The following is a 26938-nucleotide window of genomic DNA, read 5'->3' on the forward strand; positions in this document are numbered from 1 at the left end:
GGTGTCAGGGTGAGTCGGTAGACGCGGGCAGTGCCCAGCTAAATTCCTTCAGTATGTTGTCGAGGTGTGTACCCGGTGCCAGTGACTTCATGGCCAGCAGCACCCGGACAACTGCCTGCCGCTCGGCATCGGGCCACTGCTGAAACCCGGCCTGTTGCACTTTCATCGACAGCATAAATTCGTTAATAAATCGCTCCCCATTGGCAATCAACTCTAAAGCGCGGGGCAGGTAATATTTTGCGCTCTGCACCGAGTCGCAGTTGTTCATAAACAGGTAGTTGATGTCTTCCACCGGGACTTCGTACCGTTTCATCTGGTTCACCCGCCGTTCAAAAGCCTGCAAATGGGGGTCGGTTGTGTACCAAACGTGCCCGTCTATTTGTTGCGGTGCCCGCAGCGTAGCGTACAGATGCGCGATGGCATCGTTTAGTTCGAAGCATGTCATGACAGGATGATCAGGTCTACGTCTGAGTCAGAGAGTTTATTCAGCAGCCGGTTGAACGCGTTGGTGCGCACAATAATCTGAATCAGGCTAAAGTGTGGTTTGCCAATGCAGACGGTGGTTATTTTCCGGTTTTCCACCTCAGCCATTATGCAATCAACAATATTGTCGCCTTTGGTCTGAACCACCTCGGCCCCTAGTTCGGTAGCCAGTTTGAAGTTGTTGATCAGGTGTCGCTGTAGGTCGAGCCGGATGCGGTCGGGGCTTTCGCTGGGGGGCTGCACGTAGAGGACAAACCAGCGCGAGTTATAGTAGCTGGCCAGCCGGGCCGTTTTCCGGATCACACGCCGGGCTGTTTCGTGGCTGCTGCTGATGGCCGCCATAAACCGCTCATTACGCGGCGGTCCCGCCTGTGGCAAGGCCATGTCTACTTTGCGCTCTACCTGCCCGGCTACTTCCTTCAAGGCCAACTCCCTGAGTTGCAGAATTTTGTCGGCCTGAAAAAAATTAGCCAGCGCGGTTTGCACCTTGGCCGGGTCGTAGATCTTGCCTTCTTTCAGGCGCGTTATCAGCTCGTCGGCGGTGAGGTCGATGTTGACTACTTCGTCGGCGAGTTGCAGCACGCGGTCGGGTACGCGCTCGGTGACGTCGATATTGGTGATCTTTTTTACGTCGTCATACAGGCTTTCAATGTGCTGAATGTTGACCGCCGAGATGACGTTGATGCCCGCGTCGAGGATTTCGATGACGTCCTGCCACCGTTTTTCATTTTTCGAGCCGGGGATGTTTGTGTGGGCTAGTTCATCCACAATCACCAGTTCGGGGTGGGTATTGATGATGGCCTGCACGTCCATTTCGGCCAGTTGGCGGCCCTTGTAGAACAGCGTCCGCCGGGGAATCATGGGCAGGCCCGCCACGAGCGCTTCTGTTTCAGCCCGTTTGTGGGTTTCAATAAACCCAATTGTCACGTCAACCCCGTTGCGCAGCAGGCTGTGGGCTTCCTGCAACATCCGGTATGACTTGCCCACCCCCGCGCTCATGCCGATGTATACCTTAAACTTCCCCCGCCGCGACTCGCGGATGAGGGCCAGAAACCGGTCAGCATTTTGGTCGTTGGGTGTCATGGGAAGAGAATGTACGATGGCTGCTTAATGTACATTGTTCATTATACATTGTACATTAGGCTTTGTACATTAAAACGATACAGCCAAACTCGTTGTCAATGAAGCATTTACGCGCTTGTTTTCAAACGTAGCCAATGGTGCTTTGCTGTCGTAGACTTTGCCTTCCAGCCGGAGCAGGGCAGTTGGCAGGATGGCGTAGTTGTAGCCCAGTGAGTAGCCCATGGTCTGGAAACCGGGGATGCCGATGAGCGTGCCGGCCTTGTCGTCGTAATATTCTACACGGCCGTTGACGTAGCTTTGGTCGGACGTTTTGTAGCGGGCAATGACCACCGGCGAATACCATACGTAGTTGCCGCCGCCGTCTACCCGCACATCGGAGCCGGTGCGAACAACGGGTTTTTGGTCCGAGCCGATGTCGAAGCCGAGGATCACACCAAACCGACCGGCTGGGTTAATGATGGCGTAGAAATTGTTAAAAAAGCGCGTCTGCTTCAGCGAATCGGGGCGGTCACTGCCCAGGAAGCTGCTCCAGTTCAGGGTCAAGTTGCCCGAGGGGCGATACTGCACCTGCGTACTCAGCGACGGGCCGGTGTAGCCGTCGAGCTTCTTGATATGCTGCCAGCCGTTGACCACCGATCCCAGCAGCGTCCATTTGCCGTTGGTAGTGTTGTAAGTCACTTTGGCCCCCGACAGATAATAAGGCGAGTTTTCGGCCAGGATACTGCGGGTGAGCGTCCAGCAGTCTTTCGATATGGCGCTTTCGAAGCCAATATGCGAGGCGAAGATGCCCGCGTCGAGCCACAGATCGCGGTTTTTCGAGAGTTTCACACCCGCGTTAGCTTCAAAAATATTCCGGCTCAGGGGCTGCTCGGCAGCATAGTTATACTGCGCGTAGTTACCCACTTGCAGCGCCAGATTGCCCCGGATGCGGTCATTGACGTAGGCGGCTTTGATAAACGCCAGGTTCACGTTGACCTCGCGGTTGCGACGGTGGTTGTACAAAAAGCCGGGCCGCTCCTGCGTGGTTTTCGCCAGTGAGAAGTCGTGCGAATAGTAGGCTTCGATGTAGCCCGTAATGGTCAGGTCACTGCCAGGAACGGCCTGCGTGGCAGCTTGCGTCGGTGCCGACACCGCAGTAGTGTCGGTGGTTTGGGCCAGCGATGCGTAGGATGCCGAGGCCATTGCCAGGGCAGTAAATAGTGTTTTCATTGTTGTTGAGAAAGTAGACCTTATAGGTTGAAATACAGTGGCTACGCCGGGGCAACCTATAAGGTTTTCTTCAACCCGCAGCGGCGGACCGCTTATAGGTTTATTTCAGCGCATCCAGCGCCACGTTCAGTTTTAATACATTAACCGTCGAAGGCCCAAATAAGCCCAGCAGCGGTCCTTTGGTGTGTTCGGCCACGAGTTGGTTGAGCCGCTCGGCAGCAATGCCGCGCACTTTGGCAATGCGGGCCACCTGTATGTTGGCAGCGGCGGGCGACAGGTCAGGGTCGAGACCGGAGCCGGACGCCGTGACCAGTTCAGCGGGGATATCGACTTTTTGTACGCCAGGGTTATGCACCATAAACGTGTCGATACGCGCCTGTACCACCTTCAGGTAGTCGGGATTGCTCGGCCCTTTGTTCGACCCCGCCGACCCGGCAGCATTGTACTCCACCGCCGATGGCCGCGAGTTGAAATACCGATCTTCGGTGAATTTCTGGCCGATCAGCGCGTAGCCAACGACTTTGCCGTTGACCACTACTTTTTCGCCCGAACCGCCACCGGGGGCTAATTTGGCAATGCCCAGCACCACCAGCGGGTAAATAACAGCCACCAAAACAAGCATCACCAGGGTGAGCCGAATGGCCGGAGATATGTGAGTTTTCATTGGAAAGGATACTGGATGATGGACGTTGGACCCTGGACTTCAGCGAGAATATCCAATGTCCAACGTCCAGAGTCTAACGTCTTTTTACACAAACAACCCCACCAGCAGATCAATCAATTTGATGCCAATGAAGGGAGCTACCAGGCCACCTACGCCGTAGATGAGCAGGTTGCGGCGCAGCAGGGCCGAGGCTCCAATGGGCTTGTATTCAACGCCGGTTAGAGCCAGCGGAATGAGCATTGGAATGATGATCGCGTTGAAAATTACCGCCGACAAAATGGCCGACTCCGCGCTGTGCAACCGCATGATATTCAGGGCCTGTAGCGACGGAATAGACATCACAAACAGGGCCGGCACAATGGCGAAATACTTGGCCACGTCGTTGGCAATAGAGAATGTGGTGAGCGTACCCCGTGTGATGAGCAACTGCTTACCAATCTCGACCACCTCAATCAGTTTGGTCGGGTCGTTGTCGAGGTCAACCATGTTGCCCGCTTCTTTAGCGGCCTGTGTACCCGAGTTCATCGCTACACCCACGTCGGCCTGGGCCAGGGCGGGGGCGTCGTTAGTGCCGTCGCCCATCATGGCCACGAGCTTGCCTCCGGTTTGTTCGGTGCGGATATACTGCATCTTGTCTTCCGGTTTGGCTTCGGCAATGAAATCATCCACACCCGCTTTCTCGGCAATGAACTTGGCCGTCAGGGGGTTGTCGCCCGTGACCATCACCGTTTTTACGCCCATTTTGCGGAGCCGATCAAAACGTTCGGCAATGCCGGGCTTGATAATGTCCTGCAACTCTACCACGCCCATAACGCGCTCATTGTCAATCACTACTAGCGGCGTTCCCCCGTTAGCGGCAATAGCTTTGGCCTGCGTTTCGGTTTCGGGAGGAAAGTGGTTGCCTGCCCGCTCCACAATGGTCCGAATCGAATCGGTAGCGCCTTTACGAATGCGCTGCCCCGGTTCGCCGTTGCGAGCGGCCAGATCAATGCCCGACGAGCGGGTTTCGGCCGTGAACTTGATCATCGTGGCCCCTTCCGTGCTCAGCCCACGCGTCACGTCGGCACCCCAGTCTCCACTGCGGGCCAGTTCTACAATCGACTTGCCTTCGGGGGTTTCATCGGCCAATGAACTCAGCGCCGACGCCCGAATCATGTCGGCCTGCGATACACCGGGGGCGGCGTAGAAGTTGGTAGCTTTGCGATTACCAATCGTGATCGTACCGGTTTTGTCCAGCAGCAGCACGTCGATGTCGCCCGCCGTTTCTACCGCCCGGCCCGACTTGGCAATGACGTTGGCCCGCAGGGCGCGGTCCATTCCCGCAATACCGATGGCCGACAGCAGCCCGCCAATGGTGGTGGGAATCAGGCACACAAACAAGGCGATCAGGGCCGCAATAGTGATAGGCGCGTTGGCATAGTCGGCAAAGGGTTTCAGGGCCACGCAGACGATGATGAAAATAAGCGTAAAACCCGCCAGCAGGATCGTGAGGGCAATTTCGTTGGGCGTTTTCTGCCGCGAAGCCCCTTCCACCAGCGCAATCATCTTGTCGAGAAACGATTCGCCGGGCTGGGTAGTCACCTGCACTTTAATGCGGTCAGACAGCACTTTCGTACCGCCCGTCACCGATGATTTGTCGCCGCCCGCTTCCCGAATTACCGGGGCCGATTCGCCCGTAATGGCCGACTCGTCGATGGTGGCGAGGCCTTCGATAATCTCGCCGTCGGACGGGATAATGTCGCCTGCTTCGCAGAGAAAAACGTCGCCTTTCACGAGTTGCGCCGACGAGATGGTGACGATCTGGTCATCATTTTTCTGCCCATTGCTACTGCCCACTGCTACCTTCTTGGCGGGCGTTTCCTGCCGGGTTTTCCGCAGCGATTCGGCCTGCGCTTTACCCCGCGCTTCGGCAATGGCCTCGGCGAAATTGGCAAACAACACCGTTAGCAGTAAAATGGCCGTGATCACAATATTGTAGCCTAAAGACCCCTGCGTTTTGTCGCCCGAAAGTGCAACATAAACCGTTACGAACAGCATGATCACCGTGCCAATTTCGACGGTAAACATGACCGGGTTTTTCACCAGCTGAACGGGGTTCAGCTTGGCGAAGGATTGTTTTATGGCCGTCCCGACCAGGTCAGACTGGAAGAGCGACGGTGAGGATTGTTGAGCCATGTGTATGTTTGAAAAAAGGGTTTTTGACAGGATTATCAGGATTTCAGCGGTCCGCCGCGCGGGATGGACAGGATTTTTTCCTTTCTCCAGAACAAATAGAAAAATCCTGTCCATCCCGCGCGGCGGACCGCTGCAATCCTGATAATCCTGTCAAAACCTCTTCTTCTATTTCAATGAAAAATATTCGGCCAGCGGACCCAGCGCGAGGGCGGGGAAGAACGACAGCGCAGTGATGATAATGATAACGGCAAAGGTCATCAGGCCAAACGTGGGCGTGTCGGTGGCCAGCGTACCGGCACTTTCGGGCACGTACTTTTTGTCGGCCAGCAGGCCAGCAATGGCCACTGGACCGATGATGGGAATAAACCGCCCCAACAGCATGACGATGCCCGTGCTGAAGTTCCAGAAGAAGTTACCGTCGCCCAGTCCTTCAAAACCTGACCCGTTGTTGGCGTTAGCCGACGTGAACTCGTAGAGCATTTCCGAGAACCCGTGGCTACCGGGGTTATTCAGCCAGGCCGTTGGTTTCACTGACCACTCGGCGTTTGGGTAGTTAACAATGATCCACGAGGCAATGGCCGTGCCGCCCTTCACGAGCAACGTGCTCAGCAAGGCCACCAGTGAGGCAATCTTGATTTCCCGTGCTTCTACTTTCCGGCCAAACAGTTCCGGCGTGCGGCCCACCATCAGCCCCGAAATAAAGACGGCAATGATGAGGTAGTAGTAGTAGTTCAGAAAACCCACGCCACAGCCGCCGTAAAAGGCGTTGGTCATCATGCCCAGCAGTTGCATCGACCCCGACAGCGCCATGCTTGAGTCGTGCATGGAGTTGACCGAACCCGTTGAGATAACGGTGGTAGCGATGCTCCAGTAGGCCGACGACAACACCCCAAACCTGACTTCTTTGCCTTCCATAGCTCCCGTTGGCTGCACCACGCCGAGGTGGGCAATAGCCGGGTTGCCATGAAACTCGGTCATTAAGGTGGGCGTGACCAGTAACAAAAAGCCGGTAGTCATTACGCCAAAAACGGTCCAGGCAAAGCGTTTGCGGTTGATGAGGTAGCCCAGGGCGAAGAGCATAATAATGGGCAGCATCACCTGCCCAATCAGCTCAACCATGTTGGTGACGTAGTTAGGATTTTCGAGCGGGTGCGCTGAGTTAGCCCCGAAATAGCCCCCGCCGTTGGTGCCCAGGTGTTTGATGGCAATCAGGCCAGCCGCCGGTCCGCGCGACACGTTGACGGTGTCGCCCTGCATCGAGATAAACTGATCTTTCCCCTCGAAGCTGGCAGGCGTACCATTAAACGCCAGAATAGCAGCGATAATGAGTGAACCGGGCAGCAAAATGCGGGCAATAGCCTTCGTGAAATACACGTAGAAGTTACCCGACAGGGTTGTCTTCTCGGGCAAAAACGACCGTACAATCAGCATGAGAGCCGCCATGCCCGTAGCCGCCGACACGAACATGAGGAAATTAATCACTACCGTCTGCGTTAGGTAAGTCAGCCCCGACTCGCCCGAATAGTGCTGCAAATCGCAGTTGACCATGAAACTGATGGCCGTATTGAAGGCCTGGTCGGGCGTCATGTTGGGGTTGCCATCGGGGTTGAGGGGCAAGCCCGCCTGGGTTAGAAGCAGCACGAAGGCATACACAAACCAAACTGCATTGATGGTCAGCAGGGCCACCAGGTTCTGTTTCCAGGTCATCTCCTGCTTAGGGTCAACACCGCCAAGCCGGAAAATCAGCCGCTCCAGCGGAGCCATAAAATCGAGCGCGTTGGGTTCACCCCTGAAAATCTTGCCCACCAGCTTCCCCAGTGGAATAGCCAGCAGCAGGGTGATCAGGTACGTGACCACAACGCCAATAAATTCTGTATTCATGATAATGGGGTCATTCAATGACCACTGAATGACTCGTAGATTAAAATTTCTCCGGGTTGATCAGCACATAAAGCATATAGGCGAAGACCAGGAGCGAGGCGACAAACAGGATAAGCAGCATGGTTGCATGGTGTATTTAGACTTTCTCGAACCATTCAATGGCTTTGTAGAAAGCGGCGAAGCAGAGAAATGCCGAGAGAAGCAGGAGCAGGGTGGTGCCCATTTGATTTGGTTGATTAGGTGAATTGATTCCGAGGGGATTATGCCAAAAAATGGTCCAGACAAGCTAGATATGTCAAGACATCTGATCAAGTTATTGATTAACAGACAGTTGTATTGATAATCCGTGTTGCCCATACGTTAGCCACACTTTCCGTTTTGTCGTTTTGGAAAGGTTTCTTTTCCATTTTGAAAAAATGCAGCGTTAATTCTGCCCTGTTCCTAGTTATTTCGACGTTGGCACGATTTTCCGGAAAGGGAAAATTGGTTGCGGTCCGGCGTTCCGGCCACAAGCGCGAAGCCAAGCGCGTCAGCAACACAATAACTCCTTGAAAAACAATTATTTACTTTGAGCAAGCATAACATTGACCGCATGACGGCGGCGGGCCTACTCGTGGCCGTGGGCATCGTTTTTGGCGACATTGGCACCTCACCGCTGTATACCTACCGCGCCATCATTGAAGACCGAGTCGTCGACGAAACCCTGGCCCTGGGGGGCGTGTCGGCTATTTTTTGGACGCTGACCTTTCAGACCACCCTCAAATACGTGCTGCTCACCCTCCGCGCCGATAACAACGGTGAGGGCGGCATCTTCTCACTCTATACGCTCATCAGGCGGTATGGCAAATGGCTCTTGTTTCCGGCTATTGCGGGGGGCAGCTTCCTTATTGCCGACAGCATCATTACCCCGCCTATTTCGGTGGCCTCGGCCATTGAGGGGCTGCTGCCGCTGTATCCCAACCTCCCCACGGTGCCTATTGTGCTCTTTATTCTGTTGCTGCTCTTTGCCGCGCAGCAAATGGGTACCGACAAGCTGGGCAAGGCCTTTGGCCCCATCATGGGTGTCTGGTTTACCATGATCGGCCTGATGGGCGCGGTGCAGGTGGCGCAGAACCCCGGCGTGATCCGTGCGCTGAATCCTATGTTTGCCTACGACATGATCGTGAACTACTCCGATGGTTTCTGGCTGCTGGGAGGCGTATTTCTTTGCTCAACGGGTGCCGAAGCCCTGTATTCAGACATGGGCCACGTGGGTCGGCGCAACGTGCAGGTGTCGTGGTTTTACGTCAAAATCTGCCTCATTCTCTGCTATCTGGGGCAGGCTGCCTGGCTCCTCGACCATACCGGCAAGCCCCTGGGCGACCTCAACTCGTTTTTCGGGCTGGTGCCTGCCTGGTTCATGCTGCCCGCCATTGGCATTGCCACGCTGGCTACCATCATTGCCTCGCAGGCGCTCATTAGCGGCACATTTACGCTGGTGTCTGAAGCCTTCCGGCTCACGCTGCTGCCCAAAATGCGGATTGTGTTTCCGTCCAATGCGCGGGGGCAGGTCTACATTCCGGCGTTCAACTGGTTGCTGATGGCAGGCTGTTTTGGCGTGGTGCTGTACTTCCGCGAGTCGAAAAACATGGAGGCGGCGTTTGGCCTGTCGGTAAACCTGACCATGCTCACCACCACTATTTTGCTGGGCATGTATCTCTACGCCAAAAAGCACGTGAACGGCCTGGCAGTGCTGGTCCTCATTGTGTTATACCTGTGTATAGAGGGCAGTTTTCTGGTGGCCAACCTCCGCAAATTCACGCATGGCGGCTGGGTGTCGCTACTGCTGGGGCTGATTATGCTCACTGTCATGCTGGTCTGGTATAACGGCAGCCGCATCAAACGCCGCCTCACAACGTTCGTCAGCCTGCCCGACTACCTGCCCATCCTGCGGCAGCTAAGCAACGACGAAACCACGCCCAAATACGCCACCAACCTGGTGTACCTGACGGCCTCGCCGCGTGTGCAACAAATTGAAGAACAGATTATTAACTCGATTCTGGGTGGCATGCCCAAACGTGCCGACGTCTATTGGTTTATCCATATCGAACTCGTAGATGACCCATATACGACCGAGTACAGCGTGGATATTCTGGACCCTGAAGAGGTGGTGCGCATCACGTTCCGGTTGGGGTTCCGGGTGCAACCGCGCATTAATCTGCTGTTCCGCAAGGTGGTAGAAGAACTGGTACGTTGCCGCGAAGTCACGCTGAAACCCAAGTACCGCCCCCTCGGTGCCACCCCCGACTTCATCGGCGATTTCCGGTTTGTGGTCATCAACCGGTTTCTGTCGTACGAAAACGACCTGGCTGCCATGGACACCTTCGTGATGAATGGCTACTTCGGCCTTAAGCGCCTGAGCCTGGCCGACGAGCGCGCCTATGGCCTCGACACCCAAAACGTGCAGACCGAGCAAGTCCCCCTAGTGGTCCGCCCCGCCGAGTTCGTCCGATTGAAACGGGTAAGGCGCGAAGAAGAGGCGTAGGTCTAGTCTAATCTCTCTCCAGCATAGTGTAGTTAGCAGGCTTGTATAACCGAATGCTAGGTATACGTTCAAAATGTTTCTGGTTCAGCGTGAAGACGGGCACATCGAAAAATAAGCCCACGCCAATGGTGAAACAATCACCTAAACCCGTGTCAGGGTATAATCGACAAGCGGCAAGAGCTAGGTCCATGCAGTCGCTATGATTAAGCTGGATATACCTGTCGAGCTGATGACGAAGCTGATCAAACTCTGATTTGGTCAGGGGTTGGGTAGTTCGTCCCCGTGCCTTAATGAGCCATTGCATTAACTCAATATAAACGCTGCCGGTAATTACTGGCGTAGCCTAAGCGGTCAACGCTGCGTATGCCTGGGTAATTTGAGGTTTACCTAAAAAATACCGGCTCATCACGTCGGTATCCACCAAAACAAACGAATCGGAGGTTGGGCCGTTCATTGCGGCTCAACTGGGGTAGGCACCAAGCCCTTGCGCTTGGACAGTATTCGCTGAATGGTTAGGCCGGGATCTTCCTGCGATAGCGTACCAGCGGGAATAATGCCTTCGATCACTTTGCCAGTAGCATTACGGCCCTGTACCAATAAAGGAGCCGGTTTTTTTAGGGTTCTGGTTGCCATGAGTTGTTCGTTTACTGGATAACCAATCTACCGATCAATCCCTACGGGATAGCAGGTTACTGCAAAATGGGCTTCACCTCGATCTTGCTCTGGTGATAGACCAGCGAATACGGCTCCACGCTTTCGGTGAGCCATACGTTGCCGCCAATAACCGAATCGTGTCCCACTACCGTATGCCCACCCAGGATGGTGGCGTTGGCGTAGATGATGACGTTGTCTTCAATGGTAGGATGACGTTTTCTCTGCGCCAGGGTCTTGGCCACGTGGGTAGCGCCGAGCGTAACGCCCTGGTAAACCCGAACATTCTCGCCAATGATCGTCGTTTCGCCGATGACGACACCCGTGCCATGGTCGATGAAAAACGAGGGGCCAATTTGTGCGCCGGGGTGAATGTCGATGCCGGTGTGGCCGTGCGCATATTCGGTCAGCATCCGGGGCAGCAGGGGCACGTCGATTTGCAGTAGTACATGGGCAATGCGATACACGGCAATGGCGTAAAAACCGGGATACACGGCAATGACCTCTTCCAGACTGATGGCGGCGGGGTCATTGTCGGCAATGGCGCGGGCATCGAGCAGCAGGTCGGCGTGGATAGCGGGCAGGGCGTCGAAAAAGCGGAGCGCGACAGCTTCAGGCAGGGTGCTCAGGTTGGGTTGCAGGGGCCGCAGCAAACACAGCAACTGATTATTGAGCCGCTGGTAGGTTTCGCCCACATTGGCCGTGGCCGACTGGCAGTCCTGCGTAACGGGAAACAGCAGCCGCATGAGCTGATCAATAAACTGCCCGGCATCGGGGCGCGACGGCAGTCGATACTGATACGTACCCTGTTGGGCGGCGAGTTGGTTGAGAAACTGAATAAGCGGGGTGGCCATGTGCGTGAGTGATGCGTTCCCCAATGTGGGGCATTCTGCCAACACCCCTGAAAAGCAATGGTTGTTGGTTAGGTGAGCAAAGTACCGTGTCTCAGGTAATTTCCGAACAAAAGGAGTACCAAATAGTTCGGCGGGGCGTATTGGTGCGCCTTTTGCCTTGTTGACCAGTAAACAACAGATTTTGGACGCTGGCCACTGACTATTAACGCCAGCAACTTCATACAACTATGCTTTACAAGACCGTATTAACCCTGCTTTATTCGCTGGCAGCTACATCCTGCTTCTCCTTCTTGGTAGCGTGGGCGTGTGCCACCGAACAAGCGCCTAACATCAACCCGGTCAACGCGGCCGCTACGGTGCGGGTGGTCAATGCCCATCCCAGCCTCAACTTCGACGCACCGGTGTTGTACACGTACGCACCCGATGGCACCAACCGCATGTTTGTGCTGGAACAGGCGGGCCGTATTAAAGTGGTCGATCAGGCTACCAATGCCAGCAACGCTACTACGTACCTCGACATCAAAAACAAAGTGGCCTACGGAGGCGAAATGGGCTTGTTGGGCTTGGCATTCCACCCGAATTTTAAGCAAAACGGCTTCTTATACGTCAATTACACCCGCGAGGGTAACGGCCACCCGCGCGAAACGGTAATCAGCCGGTTTAAAGCCCCGTCGGCCAACGCCACGCAGATAGACCCGGCTACGGAAACAATTCTGCTCACCTTCCGCCAACCGTATGCTAACCATAACGGGGGCGGCACCATGTTCGGGCCAGACGGCTATCTGTACATCAGCACCGGCGACGGCGGCAGCGGTGGCGACCCGCAAAATAACGCCCAAAACCGGACATCGCTGTTGGGGAAAATGCTCCGAATCGACGTCAACGGCACCGATAAGGGCAATTACGGCATTCCAAAAGACAACCCATATGTAGGCAACGGCGAGGGCTTCCGCGAGGAAATATACGCCTACGGCCTGCGCAACCCCTGGCGGTTTAGCTTCGACAAAAAGGGTCAGCTTTGGGTAGGCGACGTGGGGCAGAACAAGCTCGAAGAAGTAGACGTGGTTACGAAAGGCGGCAATTACGGCTGGCGCATCCGCGAAGCACTCGATGGCTATAAGCCCACTGAAAAAGCCGCCGACCCGCTCATCGGCCCCATCCACGAATACAGCCACGCCAACGGCGACCTGTCGATTACGGGTGGTGTGGTCTATGAAGGAAAAGCTCTGCCTGAGTTGGCAAACAAATATATCTTCGCCGACTACGTAAGCGGGCGCGTGTGGGCACTCACGCCAACGGGCTCCAACAAGGCTACCAACCAGACACTCATCGACCGGGCGGGCACAATCTCATCATTTGGGGAAGACCGCATTGGCGAGGTCTACCTCTGCGACCATGCCGAAGGCAAGATTTTGAAACTCGTGAAGTAGGGGAGGAGACCGCTGTGTTAAGTTGCCCATGAGCCATTATCTTGGCAACTCAACGCGACACCCATGCACCCCACTTGCTACCTGACGCTATTGCTATGGCTCACCTTTGATTCATTAGTAGCTCAACATCAATTATTTACGATTGATGGCGTGTTGTCGGCGCCGTACTCGTCGAACCTGACGGGGGTGGGCGACAGGGTAGTATGGCTGGTGACGGAACGGGGTGTGCGGAACATCTGGACGGCTACATTTCCTGATGCCAAACTCCGTCAGCTTACCCAACAACGCACCGACGACGGGCAGGACCTGAACGACCTGACGCTGTCGCCCGATGGCCGATGGGTGGCTTATGTGCGTGGCACAGGTAAGAACAAAGAAGGCGTCAGTCCCAACCCCACCAGTAGCCCAACCTCTGCCGAACAGGCCGTTTACGTGGTCTCGACAACCGGTACGGCCGAGCCTATTCGGGTGGGGGTGGGCAGCCATCCGGTATGGTCTCCGGAGGGCAAGCGCCTGGTATATGGTAACGGTGGACAACTGTATCTGGCCACGATAAGCGACAAAATCCACCCAGCACCAACCCGCCTGTTTACGGCGCGGGGCAGCCAGGCCGACTACTCGTTTTCGCCCGACGGACGGCGTATACTGTTTGCTTCTTACCGGGGTTACCACAGCTTAATCGGCATATATTTACTTGATAATCAGCAGATAAACTGGCTGGCAGCAGGGGTAGACCGTGATCAGTTTCCGGTGTGGTCGCCCGATGGGCGGCAGGTGGCATTTGAGCGGGTGCCGGGCAGCAGACATGGCGAACTGGAGAATATTCAGGGTGGGCGACCCTTTGCCATCTGGGTGGCCGACGTAGCTACCGGACAGGGCCGCGAGATATGGCATTCGCCCGGCGACGATGGCGGCTTTGCCCAATATTACCCCACTGCGCCCCTCCGCTGGACCCGCCAAAATCAGCTGCTCTTTTTCTCGGAACACGATGGCTGGATGCACGTTTACAAAGTCGCCCCCACCCGCGCCAACACGCCTGTAGACCTCATGCCGGGGGCATTCGAAGTGGAAGAAACATGCCTGTCGGCCGACGGACGCTACCTCTATTATGCCAGTAACGAGGCCGACACCGACCGGCGGCACCTGTGGCGGGTGAATGTTGAAACAGCTCATCGTGAGCAACTTACGTCGGGAAAAGGCATTGATACAGACCCGGTGGTAGTGGGGCAAACGCTAGTCTACCGCGACGCTGCCTGGAACGAACCCACGGGCATTGCCTGGCGCAGTATGACCAACCCCAAGACCACCGCGCTCTTTCCGGCCAAGTGGCCCAACACCTTCCCCAAAGCAGCCCTCACCGAGCCGCAGGCCATTACATTTGCCGCTGCCGACGGGCTGGTGGTGCATGGACAACTGTTCTTGCCCCCGGCTGGATTGCCCCCGGCTGGATTGCCCCCGGCTGGACTGCTCCCAACCACCACGGCCCCCAAGCAACGCCCCGCGCTGCTGTTTTTCCACGGCGGACCCATGCGACAAATGCTGCTGGGCTGGCACTACCGGGGCATTTATTATGCCAACGCCTATGCCATGAATCAGTACTTGGCGCAACAAGGCTACGTGGTGCTGGCGGTCAATTACCGGGCGGGCATTGGCTACGGACGGGCCTTTCGGCGGGCCGACAAACAGGGGCCACGTGGAGCGTCGGAGTACCAGGACGTGCTGGCGGCGGCAACATTTCTGCAAAACCACCCAGCCGTTGACCCCAAACGGCTGGGCCTCTGGGGTGGGTCATATGGCGGCTACCTTACTGCCCTGGGCTTGGCTCGCAACTCCGATTTGTTTGCCTGTGGCGTTGACCTTCACGGAGTGCACGACTGGTCGTGGCGGGGCAATATGTTTTCGCCGGGGGGCGACTGGGGCATTGGCGAGGCCGAAACCAAAGAAGCGCTGGCCTCGTCGCCCAATGCCGATCTAAGCAGATGGCGGTCGCCTTGCCTATTTATCCACGGCGACGACGACCGCAACGTGGCCTTTGCTGAAACAGTTGATTTAGTGCAAAAGCTGCGCAGCCAACACGTGCCCACCGACGTGCTTATACTACCCGATGAGGTACATGGTTTTCTGTTGCACAAAAGTTGGCTAGCCGTTTATGGCGCGATGGATAGGTTTTTGCAGTACTATCTGCCGGTACCGCGTTCATTGGGTACCACTCCCAAGAAATGAGGAAACTGGTAGCTGAGGGGGGTGTTTTAGTCAACGTATGAGATTATGAAAAAACAGATTCAATGTATTATGCTGGTCGATGATGACCCGGATGATAACTATATCCACCAACTGGTGATAGATGATTGGGGCCACTGCGACACCGTTCGCGTGGCTGAGAATGGTGCCGATGCCCTTGCTTATCTCAGCAATATAAGCTCACCAGATTATGTACGGCCCGAAGTGATTTTGCTTGACATCAATATGCCGGGTATGAATGGGTTTGAGTTCCTGGAAGAGTACCACAAACTGGATACGAGTCTGAAAAGTGAAGTGGTCGTGATGATGCTCACCACCTCGCTCAACCCCGCCGATGCGCAACGGGCCGGGCAGTTTAACGAGGTGACCGGCTACCGCAACAAACCGCTCACGAAAACCATGCTCGACGAGGTACTGCGGCAGTATTTTGCTTAACTTGTGGAGTATGTCGCCCAGCCGAAACAGCCTCGTCCTGGCTGGGACCAACTATCCGCTCTATGGTTTCGTATCTTACCTCACCGCTCGGCACGATTCGTATTACGGGCGATAAATCGGGTGTGCTGGCAATCAGTTGTTTAGATGATCCCATGCCCGATTTGCCCCTGCCCGTGGGTTTGCCTGCCCCCCTGCAAGCCGCCCATGAGCAATTGACAGCCTATTTCAACGGCGAACGCCACACCTTCGATTTCGCCATCAATCCCATCGGTACTGAGTTTCAGCGCCGGGTGTGGGAGGCCCTACTCACCGTGCCATTTGGTAAAACGGCCTCGTACCTCGAACTCTCGCGGCAACTGGGCGATGAGAAGGCCATCCGCGCGGTGGCCGCCGCCAACGGACGCAATCCGCTGGCCATTGTGGTGCCCTGCCACCGCATCATCGGCTCTAACGGCAGTCTGACGGGCTACGCCGGGGGCCTATGGCGCAAACAGTGGCTGCTGGAACACGAAGGCTCACGCCAGAAATCCCCCGCAGGGCAATTGGCTCTTTTTTAGGTTAGTGGTTGCCTACCCCCATGCGCTTCCGCACTGAACTCACGCCCGATAAACTGCCCGTGGCCCTGCAACTGGGCGACCGGGTCGTGACTGTGGGTTCGTGCTTTGCCGAGGTGATGGGCCAACGCCTGGCCGATAACAAATTAGTTACGGCGGTAAACCCGCTGGGTACGCTGTTTAATCCTCTCTCGATTGCCAAAGTGGTGGCCCTGGGGTTGGCAGGCGGCATGCCTGATGAGGCGTTGTACGTGCAGCGCGAGGGCCTTTGGTTTCATTACGATTTCCATTCGACGTTTTGGGGAAATACACGGAATGATTTGACAGGCAAGTTGTTACGCATTTTGGCTGAGGTTGGGCAGGTACTGCAAAAAGCGAATTGGCTGTTGCTCACGCTGGGGTCGGCGGTGGTGTATCGGCAGGTAGAAACGGGGCAGGTGGTGGCTAATTGCCATAAGATGCCGGGATATCTTTTCGACAAATACCTCTGCCCAATTGATACCGTCCGGAATAGCCTGACCGAGTTGTTAGCCCTGCTGCGCGCTTACAACCCCGCCATGCAGGTGGTACTCACGGTAAGCCCGGTACGGCACGTGCGTGACGGCCTCACCTTGAACGGGGCCAGCAAAGCCCTGTTGCGAACGCTCTGCGCCGAAATGCCCCTGCTACACACACAGACACACTATTTCCCGGCTTACGAACTGGTACTGGATGACCTCCGCGACTACCGATTTTACGAAGCCGACCTGATTCACCCCAACGCGCAGGCGCACGATTACGTGTTCGGCAAGTTTGCCGAGGCCGCCTTTTCGCCCGACCTTCGTGCCTTTGTTGACCAGTGGACAACCATTCGACAAGGCTTGGCGCACCGGCCCTTGCATGGCAACACACCTGCTCATCAGCAGTTTTTGGCCCGTCTGCTAGCCCAAATCGAGGCGCTCCCCCCATCAATTGACACTACCACCGAACGGGCCGAACTGCAACAACGTTTACAAGGGTAGTTTACAGTATACTCTCTTTTATGTCAAGTTATAAACTCACCGAACAAACAGTTCTTGCGGCCCTGGGGCATGTGGAAGAACCCGACCTCAAGCGCGACATTGTGTCGTTGGGGATGGTAACAAATATTACGCTGGGTGTTGACTCTGTGCGGTTTACGGTGGTACTCACCACGCCCGCCTGTCCGCTGAAAGAACTGATCCGGCAACGGTGCGAGGTGGCCATTCACGAACACATTGGCCCCGAAGTGGCCGTGCAGGTAGACATGACGGCCAACGTGACCTCTACCCGCAACAACGCCCCGCTGCTGCCAGGGGTGAAAAACATCATCGCCGTGGCGTCGGGAAAGGGGGGCGTGGGTAAATCGACGGTGACGGCCAACCTGGCTATTGCGCTTCATAAATCGGGTGCGAAGGTGGGCATCATCGACGCCGATATCTACGGTCCGTCTATTCCGGTCATGTTTGGGGCCGAAGACATGCAGCCGCAGATTACTCAGGTAGACGGGCAAAATCGGTTGCAACCCATCCAGCAGTTTGGCATTAAACTTATGTCGATTGGCTTTTTGGTACCGCCCGATCAGGCTATGCTCTGGCGCGGACCGGTGGCAAGCCGGGCGTTGCAACAGTTCTTCTCCGACACCGAATGGGGCGAATTGGACTACCTGCTCATTGACCTCCCCCCCGGCACGGGCGACATCCATCTTTCGCTGGTGCAGACGGTACCGGTTACCGGGGCTATCATCGTAACGACTCCTCAGAAGGTAGCCATCGCCGACGCCATCAAAGGTTTAGCTATGTTCCGGCAGCCGCAGATCAACGTGCCGGTGCTGGGTATCGTAGAAAACATGGCCTACTTCACCCCTGCTGAACTGCCTGACCATCAGTATTTTATATTCGGTAGTGGTGGCGCTCAGCAATTGTCGGAGCGTTTCGACGTGCCGTTGCTGGGGCAAATTCCGCTGGTGCAAAGCATCCGCGAAGCGGGTGATGAAGGTAAACCCGCCATCGTGTCGGGTGAACCCATTGCCTCGGAGGCGTTCCGTGGTGCGGCTGAGTCGTTGGCGCGGCGGGTGGCTATCCGCAACGCCACACAGGACCAAACCAAACGCGTAGAGTTTACACGGACGTAGATGGCGGGTTGCCCGCTTTTTTGTATCTTTACTAGCGTTAGCTCTCCCAACTGTATCTATGCTTGTTGCCAACTCACTCCCGCTGATTGACCGCGTCGATAAGGCTCTCGACAGCATGAGGCCCTATTTGGCTACTGACGGCGGCAACGTAAAGGTGCTCGATGTGTCGGACGAGGGCGTAGTCCGTCTCGAACTGCTCGGCTCGTGCGGCAGTTGCCCCATGTCGGCCATGACCTTCAAAGGGGGCCTGGAAGAAGCCATCCTCCGCGCCGTCCCCGAAGTAACCCGCGTAGAAGCGGTGAACCTTACTTTAAGGGGAGTTTAAGGTTTAACGTCTAAGGTTGGCTGACGCAAGAGTGTATGCGTCAGCCAACCTTAGACGTTAAACCTTAAACTCCCCTTAAAGCACCAGAACCGGCAGCCAGAAGACGGCGTCGGCAAAGAAACGGTACCGGCCGTGGCGACCGAAGTAGTCGGGGTACCGGGCAATGGCGTAGAGCACTAAGCTCATAATGGCCAGCATCAGCGACGACCGTTGTGTGAACCGCGCCCCCCCACCCGAATCGTCGGCGGTGAAACAGACCGCCAGTGCCCCCGCCACCAGCAGCAGCGTGAGCCAGCGCAGGATAACCTCGCAACGGTCGGCACCCCAGAACGTAGCCAGCGACGGCCCCGTGGTGGTCGGGTTTTCGCGGTATTCAAAAACCGAAAACAAGAGGATATTCTGAAAGGCGATGCCCAGAAACAGGGCCGCTTCGGCTTTGAAAGGCCAACCCAGTTCGGCCCGCTGTACCCACACGCTGCCCCAGATGCCCGCCGTGAAGAGCAGGGCTACCAGCGGTTCTTTCAGGACTAAAAAAGTGCTCTGATTCGGTACCTGCGAGACTCCCACTACATAGGCCACGCAGATGATGCCCAGCACCGCCCCGAACTTGACGACGGTGCCGGGCAGGAAAAACACCAGGATGGCCCCCACCGCCAGCGCCCCACCCACGATGCCCCAAAGCAAATCGGCGTTGGCGGCGTGAAACCGATGTCGGCCCGTGTTGGGCGCCAGCGGCTTGCGCACGTCGAGGAGGCGGTCGGCGGTGTAGATGGCCCAGACCACAATGGCCAGCAACGGCGTAGTGGCCCAATGCACGGGGTCAACATCAGACAAACGTGCGGCGAAGCGGTTGGAAAAAACCGCCCCCAGCACCACGGGCAAACTCAAATAGATAAAGGGGCGAAGCATGAAAAAGTGTTTAAACTCCTACCAGAAGCCACGGTTCTTTTCGCTCCAGCACCTGGATGGCGTCACCTACGGAAATGGTCTGGCCTGCAGAGGTGGGGTTGACCATGACGTTTTCGCCGAAGAGAATTTTGTTGCGGGCCGAACGGTAGGTGGCCAGGCTACGCAGGGGTTCTTTGCCCTGTTGGCCGGTGGCGGGGTCGAGGGTGGTGAGCACGCAGCGGCTGCATGGCTTCACCCCGTGTAGCGTGGCCCCGCCAAGCTGGAACGTGCCCCAAGTGTCTTCATCGTGAGGCCAGCAAAGGCCCTCCACAACCATATTTGGCCGAAAACGCGCCATTTCCATGCCTTGTTCCTGCTCCTGACCAATGCGCCGGTTCAGTTCATGAAGCGACGATTCGGTAACAACCAGGATAGGGAAGCCGTCGGCGAAGCTCACGGTTTCGTCAGTAATCACGTCGGGTCGGATGTGGCTACTCGTGATGGTGCGCTGGGTGCTGTCGGGCATGTAGACCAGTCGACAGGGCTTGTTCAGCACTTTTGTAAACCAGGCATCGGCAGCCGGGCCAATGGGCTGCGCCGATACGCCTTCGCTGTCCCAGATGTTGACCGGGTAGTTGGGTTCATCGGATGGATCGGGTACCAGCGGCAGGGTCAGCACGTCGGTTGGCGCATGGCGGTGCCACACGCGCAATTCGTTGGCGGCTACATCTATGGCCACGTCGATGAGGGCCATCTGGTGACTGCTGCGCTGGGTAATGAAATCGCCCGACGGTGTCACCAGCATATAGCGCCGGTCGTAGCGTAGCCCCCGCGGGTCAAGCACCGCGTCTGGCACCGAAATGCCACCGAGCGATTTGATGGGGTAGAGGTGGATGGATTTTAAGATCATGCGCTTCACAGGGCTAACCTCGGCAGGGGGCTTATGTCCTGGCCGACGAAGTCGTGTTGTTGATACTTGAAATAGCCCGCCATGGCAATCATGGCGGCATTGTCGGTGCAGTATTCAAATTTGGGAATGAACACGTTCCAGCCCTGGTCCTGCCCCAACTGATTAAGGGCCGTTCGCAGGCCGCTGTTGGCCGAAACACCCCCTGCAATAGCCACCTGCCGGATACCTGTTTCGTGCATGGCGCGTTTCAGTTTGGTCAGTAGCATCTGTACCAGCGTGTGCTGAATGCTGGCGCAAATGTCGGGCAGGTTGTCGGCCACGAAGCTGGGATTCTGTTTCGTTTTATCCCGCAGGAAATACATAATGGCCGTTTTAATGCCGCTGAAGGAAAAATCGAGGCCCGGCATCTCGGTAGTAGGCAACTTGAACGCCAGGGGGTTGCCTTGTTTGGCGTAGCGGTCTATGAGCGGTCCGCCGGGGTAGGGGAGGCCCAGCAGCTTCGCCGATTTGTCGAAGGCTTCGCCCACGGCGTCGTCCTGCGTCTGGCCAATCACGTGCATATCCAGCGGGGCATCTACCCGTACCAGCTGCGTATGGCCGCCGCTGACGGTAAGGCAGATAAACGGAAAGCCGGGGCCTTTGGCGTAGGGAGTTTCGGCGTCGGCAATGAAATGGGCCAGCACGTGGGCCTGCATGTGGTTCACTTCTATAAGCGGGATGTTCAGCCCCAGAGCCATCGCTTTGGCAAACGACGCCCCCACCAGCAGCGCACCCAGGAGGCCCGGCCCCCGCGTAAACGCCACCGCCGAGAGGTCGGTTTTGGCTACCTTCGCCTCGGCGAGGGCCTGCGCGACCACCCGCACAATATGCTGCTGATGCGCCCGCGAGGCTAGTTCAGGCACCACCCCGCCATATTGTTCGTGAATGAGTTGCGTCGCAATGATGTTGGAACGGATTTGCCCGTCGACCAGCACCGCTGCCGAGGTTTCATCACACGACGATTCAATAGCTAATACTATCATTTGGGCAAAATTACGACTTTCCCCCATGCGCCATCTTGCTCACCTCGCTCTTGTCGTGGCTGATTACGACGAAGCCATCCGCTTTTATGTAGACGAACTGAATTTTGTGCTGATGGAAGACACGGCCCTCAGTCCGACTAAACGCTGGGTGCGGGTGTCGCCCTCGGCCGATTCGGGCTGCTGCCTGCTACTCGCCAAAGCCGACGGCGAAGCCCAGCAAAGCCGCGTTGGCAACCAAACCGGAGGCCGCGTCTTTCTCTTCCTGAATACCGACGATTTCTGGCGCGACTACAATCAGTACCGCAAAAACGGTGTGCAATTCGTGCGCGACCCCGTAGAAGAACCCTACGGCACCGTTGCTGTCTTCGCCGATCTCTACGGGAATTTGTGGGATTTGATCCAGCCAAAGGTTTGAGGCGTTTTTTTTGGACAGGCTTGGCAGGATTTCAGAATTAACAGGATTTCTTATTACTTCTGAGTTACTCTGAGCAAACAGACAGAGTATGAAAAATCCTGTTAATCCTGAAATCCTGCCAAGCCTGTCCAAAAAAAACTGTGCAAATCCTGCGCTGGCGCACTGGCCTAATCAACTTAATCAACGGTCCCCTTAGAATCCGCCGTTTACTCTACAAAAGTTGCCTCTCTATAACGAAATAGCGACTTTTGCCGTTTAGAGCATACACCGCTAAACGTTCGCGCGCTGGCTTGCTCTAAGGAACGGAATCGTACCAGATTGCTGGTGACAATCTCCGTTTCAAACGCCCACCCCACCCCTGAATGCGGACATTTGTCAACATACTGCTGAAGACTATCCTGCTGTTATTGCTGGTGCTGGCGTCGGTGTGGGTGCTGGTACAATTGCCACCCGTGCAGACCTATATGGTGCAGCGGGCTGCCAAATGGGCCACCGAACGCCTGGGAATGCAGGTGGCTATTGGCGGGGCCTCTATCAAGTGGTTCGACACGCTGACGCTGGAAGACGTGAACGTACGGGATTTTCAGCGGCGACCCATGATTCAGATTGGGCGGCTGGAGGTAAACTATGACCTGGGCAACCTGGCCGATTTGTCGGGGCTGCCCACCTGGCTGGGTAACCTCATTACCAAACGCCGCCCCACCGACCCCCGCCGTACCGATACGCACCTGGATGAAGTAGTGCTCTACCGGCCCAACGTGCAGTTTATCTACAACGAAAAGACGGGCGACCTCAACTTCGACGATTTCATTGCGGCCATTGAGCGGCTTACCTCCGACCCCAACGCCCCCGCCAGCGACGTGCATACGCCGTTTACTATTGGCCGGGTGTCGGTAGTAGATGGCGCATTTTCGATGGATGACCCCCGCGAGAAATACATGTCGCACCCCAAAGATTTCGACTATAACCACATCCGGTTGTCGGGCATTCAGGGCAATGTAAAAGACTTTCTGGTGCTGGGCGACACCATTGCGCTGGACGTGAACCACCTCCGAACCACCGACAGCAAGACCGGGCTGGCGGTGAAGCGCATGGATACGAAGTTTCTGTATTCGGCCAAAAAAATGGAGTTCGACCAGCTCTACATGGTGGTCAACAACTCCATCATCCGCGACTACGTGGCCTTTTCGTTCAACCGCCCCGGCGATATGGGCGACTTCAATGAGAAGGTGGCCATCCGCGCCAATTTTACCAACAGCATCATCCATTCGGCCGATCTGGGGGCTTTCTCAGAATACGTCCGTGGTCTCAACGAAACCTGGACGCTGTCGGGCAATATGCGCGGGCGGGTGGTCGATCTGTCGCTGGTGAACACCGACCTGCGCTTTGGCCCGCAGAGCCGCAGCCGACTGACGGGCGATCTGGCCTTCGTGGGTCTGCCCGACCTCGACCACCTGCGCGTCGACTGGCGGTTCAAACCCTCTACCGTGGTCATGGCCGACGTGCATCAGTACTACCCCGACCCAGCCTTTACCAGGCTGGCCAACAAGATCAACGTGCTGGCGTTCAATGCCAACTTTGCCGGTACCTTCAGCGACTTTAACACCAGGGGACAGCTCAATACGGCCCTGGGTCGGGTGGCGGGCAGCCTGAAACTGAAACTGGCCGACAACCCCGATCAGACTACCTACGATGCTGACCTGACCGCCGAAAACTTCCGCGTAGGTGAGCTAATTGATCAGCCCGGCACTATCGAAACTGTAGATGGCCACGGGCGGCTGCATGGGCGCGGTACCGATTTGAGCAAAGCCTCTGCCGACGTTGACGGGCAGTTTGCACGGCTGGGTTTCGACGGGTATTTGTACAAAAACCTGAGCCTGCAAGGCAACCTCCAGAAGGCCTATTTCGACGGGCACGTGGCCTTGCGTGACCCCAACGCCAAACTCAACCTCGACGGACAATTTGACCTGCGCGGCCCCCGAAATCGCTTCGACGTGCGCGGCACCGTGCAACAAGCCGACCTTCGGGCGTTGGGATATTTGACTGACTCACTGGTAGTTAGCGCCTACCTAAACGCCGAACTGGAAGGCAATTCGGTCGATCAGCTGACGGGTACGGCCAACTTCCGCGATGCGTTTCTGACCCTGAACGGGCGTAACCTGGCTATCGACACGCTGGCGATGGTGTCGACCATCGAGGGGAATCAGAACCGATACCTCAACATTGATTCTGACTTCTTTTCGGCGCGGTTGCAGGGCAATTACCAGCCCAAGCGTACCCTGGCCGACCTGGCGCAACTGGTGAACGAATACAAGCTCTATTTTGGGGGAGATGCCGTGGGTCGGGCCGACTATTACGCCCGGAAAACGGCCACTGCGCTGCTGAAAAAGCCGTTGCCCTACCAGATTGATTACCTGTTTACGGTGCGCAATGCCCGCCCGCTGCTGGCTTTTCTGGGTCCACCGGCCTACGTAGCCCCCGGTACCCGCGTGGCTGGTCGGTTCACGTCTGACAACACGCAGTTTCTGACTACCAACGTAGCTACCGACTCGGTGAGCTACCTCGGCTACCAGTTTGGGCATACCGAACTGGATTTGAACACGTCGAAATTCACCAACGGCGAGGCCGTACTGGCGTCGGCTATTCTGTCGTCGGCGCGGCAGAAGCTGGGTAAACTGGCACCCACTGAGGGCCTGGAAGTGGAAGCCTCGTGGGATCAGGATCACATCGAATTTACGAGTAGCGTACAGCAGGCGGGCACCACCAATCAGGCTGATCTGAACGGGGCATTGCAGTTTAAAGGCGATGCCGTTGACCTGACGTTTCGCAAGTCGCGGTTGCGGTTGCTCGACACCGACTGGACGCTCAACCCGGCCAGCCTGGTGCGGGTGGTAGGTGACGAGTTTATGCTGCAAAACCTGACCATATCGCACGATAATCAGTTTATTACGGCCAACGGCAAAGTCTCGGCCGATAGTACCCAACGGCTTGATCTGGCCGCCCGCGATTTCCAGCTAAGCTCGCTCAACCCGGTGCTGAATACCAAAATAGGCGGCATTCTGAACGGTACGGTGCTGCTGCGAAACCTGTATGGATCGGCCATTCTGGAAAGCAAGCTCAACGTGGCTAAGCTGGCCTACGATGGTGCCGAAATTGGTGATCTGGTTGGGCAGGGTACCTACGACCCGGCCGCACAGCGGGTGAATGTAGATACACGCCTGATTCGTGATGGCGGCGACGTGCTCACGCTCATAGGCAGCTACACGCCGGGGCTTTCGGCTAATTCGCTGGCGTTGCGGGCCATTTTCAACAATGCCGAACTGCGGCTGGTAGCTCCGTTTACCAAAGATATTTTCTCGAATTTCGGCGGCACGCTACTGGGGCAGGTCGATATTAAAGGCACGCCCAAAGCGCCGCTGCTGAGCGGGGCTATCGACGTGGTGAAGGGCCGCACCACTTTCGACTACCTCAAGGCAGACCTGTTTTTCGACAATAAAATCTACTTCGGCGAGAACGAGATTATCACCCGCCGCATGGTCCTGCGCGACGCCGACGGCAACACCGCCGTGATTCGCGGTGGGGTGTATCACGACAATTTCAAGTACTTCCAGCTGAACTTCGACGCCGATCTGGACAAGTTCAAGATCCTGAATACCACGCCCAAAGACAAAAACAGCGATGTATTCTACGGACAAGGCATCGTGACGGGCAAGGCGCAGTTGTACGGGCCGCTTTCTAACCTGACGGTGCAGGCCGATTTGCTCAGCAATAGGGGCACCCGGATTTATATTCCGATGGACGGTGCCGCCAGCGTGGCCGACCAGGACTATATCGAGTTTGTGAGTCGGCGGCAGGTCGATACCAAAGACACGGTAAAGACCAGCCCCACCGTCGATTTGTCGGGCCTGAACCTGGACCTGAAATTCGACATTACACCCGACGCCGAGTGCGAGGTGCAGCTTGACCGCCAAACCGGCGACATTATCCGCACGAAGGGCGAGGGGCGGATTGCCATGAAGATCGACACGCGGGGTGATTTCAGCATGACCGGTTCGTACGGCATCACCCAGGGCGATTATACGTTTACGTTTCAAAATCTGATTAAGAAGAAATTCCTGATTCAGCCCGGCAGCCGCCTTACCTGGACCGGCGACCCCTACGGCGCAGTAATGGACGTAACCGCCGCCTACACGCAGTCGACGGCGCTGGGTGCGCTATTGGCCAACACCAGCTCCAGCATCACCAGCAACTCGCCCGACCGCAGCCGCCGTTACCCCGTCGACGTGCTGATTCGGCTGACGGGTTTGCTCACCACGCCCGACGTGTCGTTTGACCTGAAGGTGAAAGAATACCCCGCGTCGGGTGAGTTTCGGCAGGCGGTAACGGCCTTTGAAAACCGGATTCAGAGCAACGACCAGGAGCTAACCCGGCAGGTGTCTAGTCTGCTGTTATTCAACCAGTTAATTCCCGAAGGCTCGAACCTGTTCAGTCAGGATGGGGCTATTGGCAATGCCGCCGGCGAGATCGCCTCGAACCTGTTGAACAAGGTCTTTTCCAACGTGGGCGACAAGCTCGATCTGGGGGTATCGCTGGGGAATTTGGGCAATGTGCTGGGGGCCAACGCCGTTAATTTGCAGGCCAACGATAACCTGCTGAACAACCTGCAACTGCGCTTTTCGTACCGGCTGCTCAACGACCGCCTGCGCGTCAGCCGCGACGGGGGCTTCACCTATGGCCAGAGTCAGGCCAGCGCCGCCAGCCTCCTGGGCGAATGGACGCTGGAATACTGGCTCACCGCCGACGGTCGGCTGCGGGCCAAAATGTACAACCGCAACCAGCAGAGCGCCCTGGGCCAGTCGATCTACAACTCGGCCACGTTGACCACCAGTGGCGGGTTGAGCCTGCTCTACACCCGGTCGTTCAACCGGATTTTTGGTGGTAAAGCTCCCAAGCCGGGCGTCACCATCCCCAACGAGTCGCAACCCGCGCCGCCCAGCACCGGCACACAGCCCCTGTCTGTGCCGCCAGCGTCTACGTCGATGCGGCTAACGGAAAGCCAGTGA

General features: G+C 56.5%; 22 protein-coding genes. 10 read left to right on the top strand and 12 right to left on the bottom strand.

The annotated features are described in order from the left end of the window. Positions 1-4: 4 nt before the first annotated feature. The 7 genes from J2I48_RS02745 to J2I48_RS28615 all read right to left on the bottom strand — a co-directional run bounded on the left by J2I48_RS02745 (position 5) and on the right by J2I48_RS28615 (position 7616). On the bottom strand, positions 5-445 hold the full coding sequence (locus tag J2I48_RS02745; protein WP_207333862.1) for a hypothetical protein: 441 nt from the start codon (positions 443-445) through the stop codon (positions 5-7). Continuing rightward, positions 442-1566 carry a sensor protein KdpD gene (locus tag J2I48_RS02750; protein WP_207333863.1) on the bottom strand — a complete coding sequence of 375 codons (1125 nt, stop codon included), beginning with the start codon at positions 1564-1566 and terminating at the stop codon, positions 442-444. Before J2I48_RS02750 ends, J2I48_RS02745 begins: the two co-directional genes overlap by 4 nt. A 69-nt stretch (positions 1567-1635) precedes the next feature. Then, the gene (locus J2I48_RS02755) at positions 1636-2775 is read right to left on the bottom strand and encodes a porin (protein ID WP_207333864.1); all 1140 of its coding nucleotides are present in this window, start codon (positions 2773-2775) and stop codon (positions 1636-1638) included. Positions 2776-2875: 100 nt separating this feature from the next. Then, positions 2876-3439 (bottom strand): K(+)-transporting ATPase subunit C, encoded by a 564-nt coding sequence (locus J2I48_RS02760; protein WP_207333865.1) that lies wholly within the window; start codon positions 3437-3439, stop codon positions 2876-2878. An 84-nt stretch (positions 3440-3523) separates the two neighbouring features. After that, positions 3524-5614, bottom strand: coding sequence for a potassium-transporting ATPase subunit KdpB (gene kdpB, locus J2I48_RS02765; RefSeq protein ID WP_207333866.1), 2091 nt, complete (start codon positions 5612-5614; stop codon positions 3524-3526). A gap of 165 nt (positions 5615-5779) precedes the next feature. Further along, positions 5780-7495 carry a potassium-transporting ATPase subunit KdpA gene (gene kdpA, locus J2I48_RS02770; protein ID WP_207333867.1) on the bottom strand — a complete coding sequence of 572 codons (1716 nt, stop codon included), beginning with the start codon at positions 7493-7495 and terminating at the stop codon, positions 5780-5782. 40 nt (positions 7496-7535) lie between these two features. Further along, entirely contained in the window at positions 7536-7616 is an 81-nt protein-coding gene (locus J2I48_RS28615; RefSeq protein ID WP_207334143.1) for a potassium-transporting ATPase subunit F, read from the bottom strand. 471 nt (positions 7617-8087) lie between these two features. Here J2I48_RS28615 and J2I48_RS02780 point away from each other — a divergent pair, with 471 nt between their 5' ends. Then, a complete protein-coding gene (locus J2I48_RS02780; protein ID WP_207334144.1) occupies positions 8088-10019 on the top strand; it encodes a KUP/HAK/KT family potassium transporter in 1932 nt (643 codons plus the stop codon). Between the two features lie 450 nt (positions 10020-10469). Here J2I48_RS02780 and J2I48_RS02785 read toward each other — a convergent pair whose 3' ends face one another. Together J2I48_RS02785 and epsC are read right to left on the bottom strand one after the other, a co-directional pair. After that, positions 10470-10652 carry a hypothetical protein gene (locus J2I48_RS02785; protein ID WP_207333868.1) on the bottom strand — a complete coding sequence of 61 codons (183 nt, stop codon included), beginning with the start codon at positions 10650-10652 and terminating at the stop codon, positions 10470-10472. A 56-nt stretch (positions 10653-10708) separates the two neighbouring features. Continuing rightward, positions 10709-11524: a serine O-acetyltransferase EpsC gene (gene epsC, locus J2I48_RS02790; protein ID WP_207333869.1), complete on the bottom strand. Its 816-nt coding sequence runs from the start codon at positions 11522-11524 to the stop codon at positions 10709-10711. Positions 11525-11751: 227 nt separating this feature from the next. On the opposite strand from epsC, the gene J2I48_RS02795 reads away from it, so the two are divergent. The 7 genes from J2I48_RS02795 to J2I48_RS02825 all read left to right on the top strand — a co-directional run bounded on the left by J2I48_RS02795 (position 11752) and on the right by J2I48_RS02825 (position 18640). After that, on the top strand, positions 11752-12954 hold the full coding sequence (locus tag J2I48_RS02795) for a PQQ-dependent sugar dehydrogenase (protein ID WP_207333870.1): 1203 nt from the start codon (positions 11752-11754) through the stop codon (positions 12952-12954). Positions 12955-13017: 63 nt separating this feature from the next. After that, entirely contained in the window at positions 13018-15177 is a 2160-nt protein-coding gene (locus J2I48_RS02800) for a S9 family peptidase (protein WP_207333871.1), read from the top strand. Between the two features lie 45 nt (positions 15178-15222). Further along, positions 15223-15630, top strand: coding sequence for a response regulator (locus J2I48_RS02805; protein ID WP_207333872.1), 408 nt, complete (start codon positions 15223-15225; stop codon positions 15628-15630). Positions 15631-15692: 62 nt separating this feature from the next. Further along, complete coding sequence (locus tag J2I48_RS02810) at positions 15693-16187, top strand: methylated-DNA--[protein]-cysteine S-methyltransferase (protein WP_207333873.1); 495 nt, start codon at positions 15693-15695, stop codon at positions 16185-16187. Between the two features lie 20 nt (positions 16188-16207). Continuing rightward, entirely contained in the window at positions 16208-17185 is a 978-nt protein-coding gene (locus J2I48_RS02815) for a GSCFA domain-containing protein (RefSeq protein ID WP_207333874.1), read from the top strand. Positions 17186-17205: 20 nt separating this feature from the next. Beyond that, positions 17206-18315 carry an Mrp/NBP35 family ATP-binding protein gene (locus J2I48_RS02820; protein ID WP_207333875.1) on the top strand — a complete coding sequence of 370 codons (1110 nt, stop codon included), beginning with the start codon at positions 17206-17208 and terminating at the stop codon, positions 18313-18315. Between the two features lie 58 nt (positions 18316-18373). Continuing rightward, positions 18374-18640 (top strand): NifU family protein, encoded by a 267-nt coding sequence (locus J2I48_RS02825; RefSeq protein ID WP_207333876.1) that lies wholly within the window; start codon positions 18374-18376, stop codon positions 18638-18640. Between the two features lie 75 nt (positions 18641-18715). Here the strand turns inward: J2I48_RS02825 and J2I48_RS02830 are convergent, their stop codons facing one another. Genes J2I48_RS02830 through tsaD form a run of 3 tightly spaced genes read right to left on the bottom strand, consistent with a single transcriptional unit; the run spans position 18716 to position 21460 of the window. Further along, on the bottom strand, positions 18716-19549 hold the full coding sequence (locus tag J2I48_RS02830; RefSeq protein WP_207333877.1) for a hypothetical protein: 834 nt from the start codon (positions 19547-19549) through the stop codon (positions 18716-18718). 10 nt (positions 19550-19559) lie between these two features. Further along, the gene (locus J2I48_RS02835) at positions 19560-20438 is read right to left on the bottom strand and encodes an MOSC domain-containing protein (RefSeq protein ID WP_207333878.1); all 879 of its coding nucleotides are present in this window, start codon (positions 20436-20438) and stop codon (positions 19560-19562) included. Between the two features lie 5 nt (positions 20439-20443). Beyond that, entirely contained in the window at positions 20444-21460 is a 1017-nt protein-coding gene (gene tsaD, locus J2I48_RS02840; RefSeq protein WP_207333879.1) for a tRNA (adenosine(37)-N6)-threonylcarbamoyltransferase complex transferase subunit TsaD, read from the bottom strand. 25 nt (positions 21461-21485) lie between these two features. On the opposite strand from tsaD, the gene J2I48_RS02845 reads away from it, so the two are divergent. Then, the gene (locus tag J2I48_RS02845) at positions 21486-21875 is read left to right on the top strand and encodes a VOC family protein (RefSeq protein WP_207333880.1); all 390 of its coding nucleotides are present in this window, start codon (positions 21486-21488) and stop codon (positions 21873-21875) included. Between the two features lie 362 nt (positions 21876-22237). Continuing rightward, positions 22238-26938 (top strand): translocation/assembly module TamB domain-containing protein, encoded by a 4701-nt coding sequence (locus J2I48_RS02850; RefSeq protein ID WP_207333881.1) that lies wholly within the window; start codon positions 22238-22240, stop codon positions 26936-26938.

Origin of the sequence: Fibrella aquatilis, assembly GCF_017353255.1 — a bacterium.
Lineage (GTDB): Bacteria > Bacteroidota > Bacteroidia > Cytophagales > Spirosomataceae > Fibrella > Fibrella aquatilis.